We start from the raw sequence: 13166 nt of genomic DNA on the forward strand, positions 1-13166 counted from the left end.
AGATCTCCTGGGTCAGGCCGCGAGCATTTCGCGGCTGGAAAGCGCTTCCAACGCAACGGCGTCGGCGGCAAGGCGGTCGGCGGCGGGCTGGTGCGCCGCAGAAAGGGGCAGTAATGGCAGGCGCAGGCCGTGCCCGATCCCGGCGCGCTGCAGCAGCGCCTTGACCGGGATGGGATTGGATTCGATGCCGCAGAAACTGTGGTACTCGCTCAGGCGTGCGTCCCACGTGGAGGCCGCCTCGCGCTGTCCGTCGCGGGCCAGGTCGCACAGGCGCCGATAGGCCGACGGCAAGGCGTTGGAGGCCACCGACACCAACCCGTCGGCGCCGGACAGCATCGCCTGCGCGGCGCTGCCGTCGTCACCGCTGAGCACCACGAAGGTGTCGCTGCGCAGCGCCACCAGCGCGGCCACGCGCTCCGGCTCGCTGCGCGCTTCCTTGATGCCGACGATGTTCGGATGCCCGACCAGGGTGGCGACCGTCTCCGGCAACAGGTCGCATCCGGTGCGGCCGGGCACGTTGTACAGCACCACCGGCAGCCCGCCGTTGTCGGCAACCGCCAGGAAATGCGCCTGCAGCCCGGCCTGGGTCGGACGCACGTACGGCGGCGTCACCACCAGCGCGTACTGCGCACCCAGCGCGGCGGCGCGGCGCGTCTGCGCGATGGTCTTGGCGGTGCCCGACAGGCCGGTGCCGGCCAGCACCGGCACGCGGCCGGCCACCTGCGCAACCGCGGCGCGCAACAAGGTGTCGTACTCCTCGTCGCTCAATGCCGCGGCCTCGCCGGTGGAACCGGCGACGACGATTCCCTGCACGCCGCCGTGCAGTTGCTGTTCCAGCAACCGCCGCCAGGCATCCAGGTCGAGTGCGCCGTCCGGACCGAAAGGGGTCGCCAGCGCGGTGATGATGCCGGAAAGGGACAAGATTCTGCTGCTCTTACGTGACAGGAAAGGCCCGCGCGCACGCGGGTTGTGGCCGCCTGCATGTTACTTGCGGCGCGAAAGCACGGGCAAGTATGCTGGTCACCGCCAGGGCGCCTGCCCGGGCGGCCATTCAGCCTGATGCAATGCCGGAAGCCCCTTTGACCGACTCGACTCCCCGGCCCTCGCCGACCGAAAACCACCTCCTGATCAACGCCTACACGACGCATCCGGAGTCCCCCCTGTTGCCCGTCACCCGCCGCATCGCCGACAGCGGCTGCAATCTCGTGGACGCCCGCCTGGCCACGGTGGGGCGCGATGTCTCGGTCACCGCCCTGGCCACCGGCTCCTGGGACTCGGTCGCCAAGCTGGAGGCCATGCTGACCCGGCTCGAGCGCGAAGAGGGCCTGAAGCTGGTGTGGTACCGCACCGGCCCCAAGCAGACCCAGTCCAACCTGCTGCCCTACATCGTCGAAGTCATCGCCGCCGACAAGCCGGGCATCCTGTTCCAGCTGGCCGATTTCTTCGACCGCCAGGGCATCACCATCGAGAACCTGCAGAGCACACGCTACCGCGCCATGCAGACCGGCGCGGAGATGTTCTCGGCGCAGGTGACGATCGGCGTGCCGGCCAACATGCATATCGCCGCACTGCGCGATGATTTCCTGGAATTCTGTGATCACCTCAATCTCGACGCGATCATGGACCCGATGAAGTTCTGAGGCAGACGCTCCGATGGCCATTGCCCTTTCCGCACTGAAACAGATGTTCGAGCACATCCGCTCCGAGACCGACTGGAATCTCGACGGACCGTTGCGCTGGGAATATTTCTTCGCCGACCCGGCGCAGCAACCGCTGCAACAGCTCGCCGAGCAACTGACCCGGGACGGCTATCGCGTCATCGACATCTTCCTCGGCGAACGCGACGAAGACGATGGCGACGACGAGGAGTCCTACTTCCTGCATGTGGACAAGCTGGAACAGCACACCATCGAGTCGCTGAATCAGCGCAATGCGCAGTTCGATGCGCTTGCCAAACGTTTCCATGTGGCTGCTTATGATGGGATGGACGTCGGCCCGGCATGACCGCGCCGCACGCCCCTCCACTTTGGGCTGAGCAACGATGACCGACGCTGTATTTGAACTCCCCGCTGCAAGCTTCGACCTGCCGCTGTCGCTGTCCGGCGGCACCCAGACCACGCTGCGCGGCTACGCCGGCAAATGGCTGGTGCTGTACTTCTACCCCAAGGACAGCACCCCCGGCTGCACCACCGAAGGCCTGGATTTCAACGCACTGCTGCCGCAGTTCACCCAGGCCGGCGCGGTCGTGCTGGGCGTGTCGCGCGACTCGGTGAAGTCGCATGACAATTTCTGCGCCAAGCAGGGCTTCGCCTTCCCGCTGGTCAGCGATGGCGACCAGGCGCTGTGCCGCGCCTTCGACGTGATCAAGGAAAAGAACATGTACGGCAAGCAGGTGCTCGGTATCGAGCGCAGCACCTTCCTGCTGTCGCCCGAGGGGGTGGTGGTGCAGGCCTGGCGCAAGGTCAAGGTCGCCGGCCATGCCGACGCCGTGCTGGCCGCGTTGAAGGCGCACGCCAGACAGTGACGCCCCCTGGTTTCCCGTGTCCTCCATCACCCTGCCCCGCAGGCGTGATGGCTCGCCCCTGCTCCATCACTTGGAAGACCCAATGACCCGAGGCAAGCGCATCTACGTGCTGGACACCAACGTGCTGATGCACGATCCCACCGCGCTGTTCAAATTCGAGGAACACGACGTGTTCCTGCCGATGCAGGTGATCGAGGAGCTGGACAACGCCAAGAAGGGCACGTCCGAAGTCAGCCGGAATGCGCGCCAGGTCAGCCGCTTCCTGGATGAACTGCTGGAGAACACCAACGCCGAGCAGATCCAGGCCGGCATCCTGCTCAGCCATCCGCAGGGCATCCAGCTCAAGGGCCAGGCCGCGATCGGCCGGCTGTATTTCCAGATCCATCCGATCGATCCGGGCCGCACCTTCGGCGCGATGATCCCGGACAACAAGATCCTGGCCTCGGTGCTGGCGCTGTGCGAGGAACATCCGGATGTGCCGGTCATCCTGGTGTCCAAGGACATCAACCTGCGCATCAAGGCCTACATCAGCGGCCTGAATGCCGAGGACTACCAGAACGACCGCGCGCTGGACGATTTCAGCCTGCTGTTCACCGGCGCCATCGAGCTGCCGGAAAACTTCTGGGAAAAGCATAACCAGGACCTGCGCAGCTGGAACGAGCGTGGCCGCACCCATTACGAGATCGTGCTGGCCGACGACGAGGACTGGTACCCGAACCAGTACCTGTATCTGCCGGGCGAGGACGAAGTGGAACTGCGCGTGGCCAAGGTCGGCGGCGGCAAGGCCACGCTGTGCCTGGTCGACGATTTCCGCAGCGGCCAGCACGCGGTGTGGGGCATCGTGGCGCGCAACCGCGAGCAGAACTTCGCGCTCAATGCCTTGATGGACCCGGAGATCGATTTCGTCACCCTGCTCGGCACCGCCGGCACCGGCAAGACCTTGCTTGCCCTGGCCGCCGGCCTGGCGCAGACGATGGATCAGCAGCGCTACCGCGAAATCATCATGACCCGCGCCACCGTCAGCGTCGGCGAAGACATCGGCTTTCTGCCCGGCACCGAGGAAGAAAAGATGACCCCGTGGATGGGCGCGCTGACCGACAACCTGGAAGTGCTCACGCACAACCAGGAAGGCGGCTCGTGGGGCCGCGCGGCCACCAACGACCTGCTCGCCAGCCGCATCAAGATCCGCTCGATGAACTTCATGCGCGGGCGCACCTTCCTGTCGCGCTACCTGATCCTGGACGAGGCGCAGAACCTCACCCCCAAGCAGATGAAGACGCTGATCACCCGTGCCGGCCCCGGCACCAAGATCGTGTGCCTGGGCAATGTCGAACAGATCGACACGCCCTACCTCACCGAGACCACCTCGGGCCTGACCTATGCGGTGGATCGCTTCAAGGCCTGGCCGCACAGCGCGCATATCACGCTGCGGCGTGGCGAGCGCTCGCGCCTGGCCGACTTCGCCTCGGAGGTGCTGTGATGCACCTGCTGCGCGGCGCGACGGCGCTGGCGGTCATGGCACTGGCCGGCTGCGCGACCGCGCCGCCGCCCGCCAGCGTGCCGACCAACCTCAAGAGCGGGCAGTCCTGGGTAATTACCCGCCAGAGCATTGCCGAGCAGGTGCTGGACACCTGCTCGCGCGACAGCCCGGCGCGGCATCCGGGCCAGATCACCGGCTACTGGACACCGAGCCAGCAGCAGATCGAACAGCTCGAATCCAGGCAGGATGCCTTGACCCCGACCATCCCCGAGCCACGTGATTTCGACCGCCAGTACGTCGGCGTGGTGATCCAGGGCCAGCAGCTGATCTACATCAATGCCTTCAGGCTGCCGAACGATCCGCCAGTGAAACCGGCCAGGGACGCGATCCGGATGTGCGATGGCGGCAGTGCGTTCTGGGGCGCGTTGTACGACCCGCAAACCGGCGCGTTTTCGCAGATCGCCATCAACGGCACGCCCTGACCGGCGATGGGCCTGTTGCTGCCGCGCTGGGTCTGGATCGGCGCGGTCGCGTTGTCGGGTGTGGCCGGCATGGTCAACGTGGTCGGCTACCTGGGTTCCGAACACCAGGTGGTCAGTCACCTCACCGGCACCACCAGCCTGCTCGGCGTGGCCCTGGTGCAGCACAGCGCGCCGGAGATCGGCTTTCTCTGGGGCATCCTGATCGCCTTCTGCGCAGGCGCCATGCTCAGCGGCCTGATCATCCAGGACGATGTCCTGCGGCTCGGACAGCGCTACGGCGCGGCGCTGCTGCTCGAAGCGCTGCTGTTGCTGGCGGCGATTCCGCTGTTCAAGCTGCATCACGTCGGCGGCGCACTGTGCGCCGCTGGCGCCTGCGGCCTGCAGAACGCCATGGCGACCACCTTCAGTGGCGCCGCGGTCCGCACCACGCACCTGAGCGGCATGTTCACCGACCTGGGCATCGGCCTGGGGCACCTGCTGCGCGGGCGCCCGCTGCAGGTGCGCCGGCTCACGCTGAGCGGGTTGATCATCAGCGGCTTCCTCGGCGGCAGCATGCTCGGCACCTGGCTGTTCCAGCGCTGGCACTACGAGGCGCTGTACCTGCCGGCCGGCCTCACCGGACTGACCGGTGCCGGCTACATCGGCTATCTGCAATGGCGTCGCTGGCGCATGCGCTGATCCGCACAACCGCCGGGCGGCAGTGCAGAATCCACCCATGACCACGTCCAGCACGCTGTCCGCCCTGACCATCGCCGGCTCCGATTCCGGCGGTGGTGCCGGTATCCAGGCCGACCTCAAGACCTTCGCTGCGCACCGCGTGCACGGCCTGTCGGCCATTGCCGCGTTGACCGCGCAGAACACCCGCGCCGTCACTGCCGTGCATGTCCCGCCGATCGCGTTTTTGCAGGCGCAGATCGACGCCTGCTTTGCCGACTTCCAGATCCAGGCGGTCAAGCTCGGGATGCTCGCCAATGCCGAGGTCATCCATTGCGTGGCCGATCTGCTCGAACGCCATCGCCCGCCCTTCGTGGTGCTCGATCCGGTGATGGTGTCCACCAGCGGCGCCCGCCTGCTCGAAGACGCTGCGCTGGAGGCGCTGCGCACGCGCCTGCTGCCGCTGGCCACGCTGATCACACCCAATACGCCCGAAGCCGAACTGCTGACCGGCCGCCGCATCGACGATGCCGATGCCGCCGAACACGCCACCGCCGCCCTGCTCGGCCTCGGCGCCAACGCGGTGCTGCTCAAGGGCGGCCACCTGCACGAGGGCACGCGGGTGATCGACCGCTTCGATGACGGCGTCACCCAGGACGTGTTCATGCATCCGCGCCTGCAGGTCGATGCGCACGGCACCGGCTGCAGCCTGTCGGCGGCCATTGCCGCGCAACTGTGCCAGGGCCTGTCCCTGCTCAATGCCTGCGAAGCGGCCATCGACTATGTCGCACGCGCCATCCGCCTCGGCCACAGCCCGGGGCACGGCGAGGTACTGGTGCTGGACCATTTCGGTGCCGCGCCCAGCCCATGAGCGTGCACGCCAGCACGCTCGCCGTCACCGCCGCGGATGGACATGCCTGGCAGGTGCTGCGGCACGCCCCGGCGCGGCCGGTCGCCAGCCTGCTATGGCTGCCGGCACTCGGGGTCGCCGCGCGGCACTACCAGCCGTTCGCGCATGCGCTGGCCTGCGCCGGCATTGCGGTGTACCTGCACGAATGGCGCGGCAATGGCAGCAGCAGCCTGCGCCCCTCGCGCCAGCACGACTGGGGCTATCGCACGCTGCTTGCCGACGACATTCCCGCCAGCCGGGCGCTGCTCGACCTGCACGACCCGCAGCTGCCGTGCGTGCTCGGCGGTCACAGCCTCGGCGGCCAACTGGCCTGTTGCCATGCCGCGTTGCAGCCTGCATGGATCGCGCAGCTGTGGCTGGTCGCCAGCGGCTCGCCGTACTGGCGCAATTTCCCGGTACCGATGCGCTACGGCCTGCCGCTGGTGTTCCGGCTGCTGCCATGGCTGGCACGCAGGCAAGGCGTGCTGCACGGGCGCACGCTCGGCTTCGGCGGAACCGAGGCGCGCAGCCTGATCGCCGAGTGGGCGCAGGTCGGTCGCAGCAATCGTTATCGTGCGGCCGGCACGTCATGGAATCTCGAGCAGGCGCTGGGCCAGCTGCGCATGCCGATCAGCGCAGTGACCTTCGCGCGCGACCGCTTCGGCCCACCCGGCGCCTTGCAGGCCTTGCTGCAGAAAATGCCGCAGGCAGCTGCCGACTGCGTCGCCCTGGACGATGCGCAACTGGGCGCGCGCAGCGATCACTTCGCCTGGATGAAGCACCCTGCCGCAGTGGCTGCCGCGCTGCGGCGACGTGTTGGCGACGAGGGCGACGACAATCGACTTTCACAAAGGGATTGACGAGGACTCCGGGCATCCGCATAATTCCGCTCCTGACGACGCGCCCGTAGCTCAGTTGGATAGAGTACCTGGCTACGAACCAGGCGGTCGGGAGTTCGAATCTCTCCGGGCGCACCANATAATTCCGCTCCTGACGACGCGCCCGTAGCTCAGTTGGATAGAGTACCTGGCTACGAACCAGGCGGTCGGGAGTTCGAATCTCTCCGGGCGCACCATCTTCAGAACAACGAGAGACAGCCTTCAAACGCTGTCTTTTTAGTTGAAAGGTCTCATCGCACCGCGATGGATCTGCAAGTAGTAAGGCAACGCAAAAACAAGATAATGCGCCCGTAGCTCAGTTGGATAGAGTACCTGGCTACGAACCAGGCGGTCGGGAGTTCGAATCTCTCCGGGCGCACCAATCTTGAAGAAAACGANGCGCCCGTAGCTCAGTTGGATAGAGTACCTGGCTACGAACCAGGCGGTCGGGAGTTCGAATCTCTCCGGGCGCACCAATCTTGAAGAAAACGACCAGCGTGCTGGTCTTTTTTTTTGCCTGTCGTTCGAGGACGAACCATGGCTGTGCCGTTACGATGCAGCCAACCCCGCACACGCCGCAAGAAGGCCAGCTTGCGCCGCAAGTCGCCGCATCAAGGCGATCAGGCCATCGCATCCAGCGCATCGGTCCCGGCCACCGCCACGACCGGCAGCAGCGAGGTCACCGGATGCCCGGCGTCGCGCCATGCATCCAGCCCGCCCCGCAGCGGCAGCACGTCGTGATAGCCGCGCTCGCGCATCCGAGCGGCCAACCACGCCGCCGACACCTCGTCCGGACACGCGCAATAGATCACCACGCTGCGCTCGCGCGGCACGCTGGCCAGGATCTGCGCCAGCTGGCGCTCGTCGGCAAACACCGCGCCGGGAATCGTGTACGGCTGCAGGTCGCGATAGCCCGGCGCACGGATATCCAGCACCGTGGGCCGCAGCGCTTCGTCGCCATCGAGCAGCGGCACCAGCTCCTCCACCGCGATACGCGCATGCTCCAGCGAACGCAGCAGGGCATGCCGCCGCCACCAACGCCAGCCGACGTAGCAGGCCAGCGACGCGGCCACTACGACGATCGCACCGGACCCCAGGTCGGACAGCAACGCCAGCACGTCCTGCACCTGATGCGCGAACAGCGCGCCCAGGCCCAGGCCGACCACTGCCCACAGCGACGCACCCAGGGCGTCGTAGCGCAGGAACGCCGCCGGGCGCACCCGCATCGCACCGGCCATCGGCACCGAGACCATCGACAGACCGGGCACGAACTTGGCCACCGCCAGCACCCGCACCCCCCAGCGCGAGAAGAACCGCTCGGTCTTCTTCATGCAGGTGTCGCGCGACAGCGACAGCCGGCACAGCGACTGCAAGGTGCGATTGCCGAAGCGGCGGCCGGCCAGATACCAGGCCAGGTCACCCAGCAGGCTTGCCAGCACCGACACCGCCAACGCCGCCAATCCGGCCAGCCAGGCATCTTCCCCGCCCTGCAGCGCATAGCCGGCCCCGACCAGCACCAGGGTTGGCAGCGCCGGCAGCGGCAGGCCCAGCGATAGCGCCAGCACGTTGGCGAACACCAGCGCCAGTCCGTACTGTTCGATCAAGCCCTGCATGTGGCGACCCTGCGCGACGGCGAACGCGCATTATCCGCCCTTCCTCACGCGTGCGGCTGCCCGGCGGCACCGGAACGATACATTTCGGCAAGCGACTGCAACCAGCCATCGAACACGCCATCGCCGCGCAATGCGCGCCGCCACCAGCCCAGCGCCTCGCCCTCCTCGCCCGGCCGCCAGGCCAGGTAGAAGGTTTCATCAGGTTTGCGGGTTTCCACCTGCAGCTCGCACAGCCGGCCATCCTGCAGCGCGCCGCGCGCATACGGCTCGGGCAGGAAACCATAGCCGGCGCCGGCCAGTTGCAGCTGCAGCTTGGTCTGCATGTCCGGCACGGTGAGCACATCGCGCGCGGACAGCAGGCCGACCGTGCGTGGCAACAGACGCCGCGCCGAATCAGCCACCGCGATCGCACGATGTTCGGCCAGCTCGGCCGCGCCCAGCGTGCCGGCGCCCGCCAGCGGATGCGTGCAGGCCACCGCGAACACGAAGCCCAGCGTCCCGATCGCCTCGGCGACGTAGCCACCACCGCTCGGCCCCTCGCCGGCCGCGACGATCAGATCCACGCGCCGATCCAGCAGCGCCTCCCAGCCGCCGGACAAGGACTCGCTCACCACGCGCAGGCGCGTGCTGTCGGCCACCGTGTAGAAATCCAGGATCTGCGCCTGCAGCAAGGCCACCGGCAGGATCGCATCCAGCCCGATCGCAAAGTCCGACTCCCAGCCCGACGCCACCCGCCGTACCCGCAGCTCCAGCTCCTGCGCGGCGCGCAGCAGCTGCCGCCCTTCGCGCAGCAGCTCACGCCCCGCCTGCGTCGGCGTGGCCTTCGGGCCGACCCGCTCGAACAGCTGCACGCCCAGATCGTCCTCCAGCCTGGAGACCGTGTAGGAAATCGTCGACGGCACCTTGAACAACACCTTGGCCGCGGCCGTAAACGAGCCACGGCGGTCGATCGCGTCCAGGATCTGCAGGGCGTCCAGGCTGATTTTCATTGTTCGATTTTTTCGATGATAGCGGCCAAATCTACTCGCTTTCTGTCCTTGGCGCGCAGGCCCAGACTATCCATCAAGCCGCCGGGACACCGAGTTCCCCTTCCTGGCGACACCCGACCCCTTCCAGGAGACGCACCATGTTGACTGTCCGCAAGAGCGAAACCCGTGGCCGCGCCGAACACGGCTGGCTGTCCTCGCGCCATACCTTCTCCTTCGCCAGCTACCACGACCCGCGCCACATGGGCATCGGCCCGCTGCGGGTGATCAACGAGGACAAGGTGGTCCCGGGCGAGGGCTTCGGCACCCACGCCCACCGCGACATGGAGATCATTTCCTACGTCCTGGGTGGCGCACTGGAGCACAAGGACAGCATGGGCACCGGCTCGGTCCTGCACTACGGCGATGTGCAGCGCATGAGCGCCGGCAGCGGCGTCACCCACAGCGAGTTCAACCACTCGGCAAGCGAGCCGGTGCACTTCCTGCAGATCTGGGTGATGCCCGAACGCAGCGGCATCGAGCCCAGCTACGAAGAGAAGCATTTCGATGCAGACAGCAAGCGCAACCAGCTGCGCCTGATCGCCTCGCCCGGTGGCGAGCACGGCTCGCTGCGCCTGCACCAGGATGCACGCCTGTACGCCTCGATTCTCGATGGCGACGTGCGCCTGCAGCAGCCACTGGCCGCGGGCCGTACCGGCTACGTGCAGGTGGCGCGCGGCAGCCTGAGCGTGAACGGCCAGGCGCTGTCGGCCGGCGACGCACTGCAGATCACCGGCGAGCCGCAGATCGTGCTGGCCGATGCACGCGATGCGGAAGTGCTGGTGTTCGATCTGCCGAAGTAAGCGGCGCCAGCTCAGCGCACAGCGTGCCGCAGGCAACCCGGCACGCTGCGCGCTGGAGACTGGCAGACAGCACAAAGCCCGCTTCCGGCGGGCTTCTTTGTGCTCAACGGCGAGCTCCCTAAAAGGCACCGGCGATGACACTGCGACGCATGCCGTCATGCAGTGCCGCCGCCGCGCAGCACCGCATCACCGCACGGATCACGCGGCCTGCGGCCTGGCAGTCCTTGCAGGCGGCTTGCTCGAGGTCGAGGTCACGCTCCGCACAGCAACACTCTCGGTGTCGCCACCACCCTCGCCATCGCCATTGACCAAGGCAAACAGCGCATCGGCATCGGCTTCCAGCACGCACGCCGAGCGCGCCAGGTCATCGACCATCTGCGCCTGCTCGCGCGCCTGCACACCGATCGATTGCAGCGCGGTGTTGGCGATGGAAATGTCCCGTGCCTGCTCCTGACTGGCAGCGGCAATCTGCTCCACGGTCGCGGTGACGCGCAACACCGAGCTGACCATGTCCTGCATCACCCCCCCGGCCTGCTCGGCCAGGCGCGACCCATCGCCCACCTGGTCGGTCGCATTGTCGATCAAGCCACGAATCTCCTTCGCCGAGACGCTGCAGCGCTGTGCCAGGCTGCGCACCTCGGTCGCCACCACGGCGAACCCGCGTCCCTGTTCGCCGGCGCGTGCCGCTTCCACCGCTGCGTTCAAGGCCAGGATATTGGTCTGGAACGCGATGCCGTCGATCACCTCAATGATCTGGCCGATACGGTCGGTGGCCGAGCGGATGCCGGCCGTGGTCTTGACCATGTCGGCGATCACGCTGGCGCCGCGTCGCGCGACATCGGCCGATGCCTCGGCCATGCGCTGGGCCGAACCGGCGCTGTCGGAATTGCTGCGGACGGTCTCTGCCAGCTGGTCGATGGTGGTCGAGGTCTGCGCCACGGCCGCCGACTGCGTGGACGACCGGCTCACCAGCTCCTGATTGCTGACCGAAATATGGTGCGCCTCGCGCTGCACGTTCTGCGCAATGCGCATGGTCTGCTGCATCAACTGGCGCATGCGCTCGGCCGAGCGCACCTGATCGGTGACATCGGTGGCGTACTTGACCACCTTGTACGGGCGCCCGGACACGTCCAGGATCGGGTTGTAGGACGCCTGGATCCACACCGAACTGCCATCCTTGTGCAGCCGGCGGTAGCGGCCCGCATCGAACTGACCACGCGCCAGCTTCGCCCAGAAATGCCGGTAGTCTTCGGAGGCGCCGTAGCTTGCGTCCACGAAGATGCGGTGATGCTGGCCGATTGCCTCTTCGGCGGAGTAGCCCAAGATGGCCAGGAAGTTGTCGTTGGCACTGAGCACGTGCCCGTCCAGATCGAATTCGATCACGCCCATGACCTTGTCGATGGCCTGGATGCGACCGTCGGCATCGGCCGAATCGATCACCTGACGGGTCACGTCGGTGGCGTACTTGACCACCTTGTACGGCCGCCCGTGCTCGTCCAGGACCGGGTTGTAGGACGCCTGGATCCACACCTCGCCGCCGTCCTTGCCGATGCGCTTGTAGCGGCCTGCGTCGAACGCGCCGCGCCCGAGCTTGTCCCAGAAGGCGCGATAGGCCGCCGACTGACGCGTTTGCGCGTCCACGAACATGCCGTGATGCTTGCCGCGGATCTCATCGAGCCGGTAGCCCATGACCGCCAGGAAATTCTCGTTGGCATCGAGCACCGTGCCATCCAGCGAAAACTCGATGACCGCCATGACCTTGTCGATCGCATCGATGCGACCTTCGAAATCGGCGGTCTGGCGCACCTGGGTGGTGATGTCGGTGGCGTACTTGACCACCCGATAGGCCTTGCCGGCGCGATCCAGCAACGGGTTGTAGGAGGCGTTGATCCACACCTCGCACCCATGCTTGTCCAGGCGGCAGAACCGCCCGGCATTGAAGTCGCCGCGACGCAGCCCCTGCCAGAACTGCCGATAGCTCTCGCTGTCGCGGTCGCCGGGAGTCACGAACATGCGGTGGTGCTGACCGACGACCTCGTCCAGCCGATAGCCCATCAGGGACAGGAAGTTCTGGTTCGCGCCCAGGATGCGGCCATCCAGATCGAACTCGATCACTGCCATCACCCGGTCCACTGCGTCGGCCTTGTGCTGCAGCCCGCGGCTCCGGGAAGAAAACAGGCGTCCAAGCAGCGGCGGTAGGCGCATCGCGTTGAGTCCGAGAGATGTGTCACAGCCTTAGCGACTCGTTCCCGCGTTACTTGAATGCCTGCCCGCAGCGCGTTTGTGGCGATTCAGATGCTGGCGCCGGTGTGACTGACGTGGCTGCGCCAATGCCCTGCATGCGGACCGTTGCCAATACCGCAGCAGAAATGAAAACGCCCGCAAATCAAGGATTTGCGGGCGTTTGAAACACTGGCGGAGCGAGAGGGATTCGAACCCTCGATAGAGCTTTTGACCCTATACTCCCTTAGCAGGGGAGCCCCTTCAGCCACTCGGGCATCGCTCCAGTTTTTTGCGTCCTGCCGCGGTGTCCGTTGCAGGCCGCGAAGAATACCGGGTAAGAGGGGCTAACGTAAACCCTTTATCACGATCAATTCGAAGAATCGTCGCCGTGATGCGCACCGGAGGCAACCGGCTCATCCCCACGCTGGATCCGCTGATAGATTTCTTCGCGGTGTACAGCAACATCTTTCGGTGCGGTGATGCCGATACGCACCTGATTACCCTTGACGCCGAGCACGGTCACAGTGACCGAGTCGCCGATCATCAAGGTTTCGCCTACCCGGCGAGTGAGGATCAACATTTTGCAAATCTCCTG

At 66.4% G+C, this 13166-nt stretch carries 14 protein-coding genes and 5 tRNA genes; 13 read left to right on the top strand and 6 right to left on the bottom strand.

Annotated features, from left to right (window positions below; all coding sequences use genetic code 11):
- Positions 1–12 precede the first annotated feature (12 nt).
- Entirely contained in the window at positions 13–921 is a 909-nt protein-coding gene (gene dapA, locus C0541_RS12300; protein WP_115048721.1) for a 4-hydroxy-tetrahydrodipicolinate synthase, read from the bottom strand.
- 92 nt (positions 922–1013) lie between these two features.
- Here dapA and C0541_RS12305 point away from each other — a divergent pair, with 92 nt between their 5' ends.
- From C0541_RS12305 to C0541_RS12360, 12 genes are all read left to right on the top strand, one after another.
- The gene (locus tag C0541_RS12305; protein ID WP_002813792.1) at positions 1014–1640 is read left to right on the top strand and encodes a glycine cleavage system protein R; all 627 of its coding nucleotides are present in this window, start codon (positions 1014–1016) and stop codon (positions 1638–1640) included.
- A 13-nt stretch (positions 1641–1653) separates the two neighbouring features.
- Positions 1654–2004, top strand: coding sequence for a ribonuclease E inhibitor RraB (locus C0541_RS12310; RefSeq protein ID WP_115048723.1), 351 nt, complete (start codon positions 1654–1656; stop codon positions 2002–2004).
- A 37-nt stretch (positions 2005–2041) separates the two neighbouring features.
- Complete coding sequence (locus tag C0541_RS12315; protein ID WP_115048726.1) at positions 2042–2524, top strand: peroxiredoxin; 483 nt, start codon at positions 2042–2044, stop codon at positions 2522–2524.
- Positions 2525–2606: 82 nt separating this feature from the next.
- The gene (locus C0541_RS12320) at positions 2607–4004 is read left to right on the top strand and encodes a PhoH family protein (RefSeq protein ID WP_104532287.1); all 1398 of its coding nucleotides are present in this window, start codon (positions 2607–2609) and stop codon (positions 4002–4004) included.
- Positions 4004–4486, top strand: a complete 483-nt coding sequence (locus C0541_RS12325; protein WP_115048728.1) for a hypothetical protein — start codon at positions 4004–4006, stop codon at positions 4484–4486. Before C0541_RS12320 ends, C0541_RS12325 begins: the two co-directional genes overlap by 1 nt.
- Before the next feature lie 6 nt (positions 4487–4492).
- Complete coding sequence (locus tag C0541_RS12330; RefSeq protein WP_115048730.1) at positions 4493–5164, top strand: YoaK family protein; 672 nt, start codon at positions 4493–4495, stop codon at positions 5162–5164.
- A 37-nt stretch (positions 5165–5201) separates the two neighbouring features.
- Entirely contained in the window at positions 5202–6011 is an 810-nt protein-coding gene (thiD, locus tag C0541_RS12335) for a bifunctional hydroxymethylpyrimidine kinase/phosphomethylpyrimidine kinase (RefSeq protein ID WP_161960035.1), read from the top strand.
- Positions 6008–6889 (top strand): alpha/beta hydrolase family protein, encoded by an 882-nt coding sequence (locus C0541_RS12340; protein WP_115048734.1) that lies wholly within the window; start codon positions 6008–6010, stop codon positions 6887–6889. The genes thiD and C0541_RS12340 overlap by 4 nt, the downstream gene beginning before the upstream one ends.
- A 40-nt stretch (positions 6890–6929) precedes the next feature.
- Positions 6930–7006: transfer RNA gene (locus tag C0541_RS12345), tRNA-Arg, on the top strand.
- Positions 7007–7027: 21 nt separating this feature from the next.
- A tRNA-Arg gene (locus tag C0541_RS12350) sits at positions 7028–7104 on the top strand.
- Positions 7105–7212: 108 nt separating this feature from the next.
- Positions 7213–7289 (top strand) — tRNA-Arg (locus C0541_RS12355).
- 17 nt (positions 7290–7306) lie between these two features.
- Positions 7307–7383, top strand: a tRNA-Arg gene (locus C0541_RS12360).
- 144 nt (positions 7384–7527) lie between these two features.
- Here C0541_RS12360 and C0541_RS12365 read toward each other — a convergent pair.
- Positions 7528–8520 carry a DedA family protein/thiosulfate sulfurtransferase GlpE gene (locus C0541_RS12365; RefSeq protein ID WP_115048736.1) on the bottom strand — a complete coding sequence of 331 codons (993 nt, stop codon included), beginning with the start codon at positions 8518–8520 and terminating at the stop codon, positions 7528–7530.
- Between the two features lie 44 nt (positions 8521–8564).
- Positions 8565–9509, bottom strand: coding sequence for a LysR family transcriptional regulator (locus C0541_RS12370; protein WP_115048738.1), 945 nt, complete (start codon positions 9507–9509; stop codon positions 8565–8567).
- Positions 9510–9646: 137 nt separating this feature from the next.
- On the opposite strand from C0541_RS12370, the gene C0541_RS12375 reads away from it, so the two are divergent.
- Positions 9647–10348 carry a pirin family protein gene (locus C0541_RS12375; protein WP_115048740.1) on the top strand — a complete coding sequence of 234 codons (702 nt, stop codon included), beginning with the start codon at positions 9647–9649 and terminating at the stop codon, positions 10346–10348.
- 198 nt (positions 10349–10546) lie between these two features.
- Here C0541_RS12375 and C0541_RS12380 read toward each other — a convergent pair whose 3' ends face one another.
- The 3 genes from C0541_RS12380 to csrA all read right to left on the bottom strand — a co-directional run bounded on the left by C0541_RS12380 (position 10547) and on the right by csrA (position 13151).
- Entirely contained in the window at positions 10547–12526 is a 1980-nt protein-coding gene (locus tag C0541_RS12380) for a methyl-accepting chemotaxis protein (protein ID WP_238601355.1), read from the bottom strand.
- A 235-nt stretch (positions 12527–12761) separates the two neighbouring features.
- Positions 12762–12854: transfer RNA gene (locus tag C0541_RS12385), tRNA-Ser, on the bottom strand.
- An 84-nt stretch (positions 12855–12938) separates the two neighbouring features.
- Positions 12939–13151 carry a carbon storage regulator CsrA gene (gene csrA / locus C0541_RS12390; RefSeq protein WP_003481884.1) on the bottom strand — a complete coding sequence of 71 codons (213 nt, stop codon included), beginning with the start codon at positions 13149–13151 and terminating at the stop codon, positions 12939–12941.
- Positions 13152–13166: the final 15 nt, after the last annotated feature.

Origin of the sequence: Xanthomonas arboricola (genome assembly GCF_003353015.1) — a bacterium.
GTDB classification, from domain to species: domain Bacteria; phylum Pseudomonadota; class Gammaproteobacteria; order Xanthomonadales; family Xanthomonadaceae; genus Xanthomonas; species Xanthomonas arboricola_E.

Coding starts and splice junctions, on each gene's coding strand:
- C0541_RS12320 (WP_104532287.1), top strand. CDS start 2,607: ATGACCCGAGGCAAGCGCATCTACGTGCTGGACACCAACGTGCTGATG.
- csrA (WP_003481884.1), bottom strand. CDS start 13,151: ATGTTGATCCTCACTCGCCGGGTAGGCGAAACCTTGATGATCGGCGAC.
- C0541_RS12315 (WP_115048726.1), top strand. CDS start 2,042: ATGACCGACGCTGTATTTGAACTCCCCGCTGCAAGCTTCGACCTGCCG.
- C0541_RS12330 (WP_115048730.1), top strand. CDS start 4,493: ATGGGCCTGTTGCTGCCGCGCTGGGTCTGGATCGGCGCGGTCGCGTTG.
- thiD (WP_161960035.1), top strand. CDS start 5,202: ATGACCACGTCCAGCACGCTGTCCGCCCTGACCATCGCCGGCTCCGAT.
- C0541_RS12305 (WP_002813792.1), top strand. CDS start 1,014: ATGCTGGTCACCGCCAGGGCGCCTGCCCGGGCGGCCATTCAGCCTGAT.
- C0541_RS12370 (WP_115048738.1), bottom strand. CDS start 9,509: ATGAAAATCAGCCTGGACGCCCTGCAGATCCTGGACGCGATCGACCGC.
- C0541_RS12365 (WP_115048736.1), bottom strand. CDS start 8,520: ATGCAGGGCTTGATCGAACAGTACGGACTGGCGCTGGTGTTCGCCAAC.
- C0541_RS12325 (WP_115048728.1), top strand. CDS start 4,004: ATGCACCTGCTGCGCGGCGCGACGGCGCTGGCGGTCATGGCACTGGCC.
- C0541_RS12340 (WP_115048734.1), top strand. CDS start 6,008: ATGAGCGTGCACGCCAGCACGCTCGCCGTCACCGCCGCGGATGGACAT.
- C0541_RS12375 (WP_115048740.1), top strand. CDS start 9,647: ATGTTGACTGTCCGCAAGAGCGAAACCCGTGGCCGCGCCGAACACGGC.
- C0541_RS12310 (WP_115048723.1), top strand. CDS start 1,654: ATGGCCATTGCCCTTTCCGCACTGAAACAGATGTTCGAGCACATCCGC.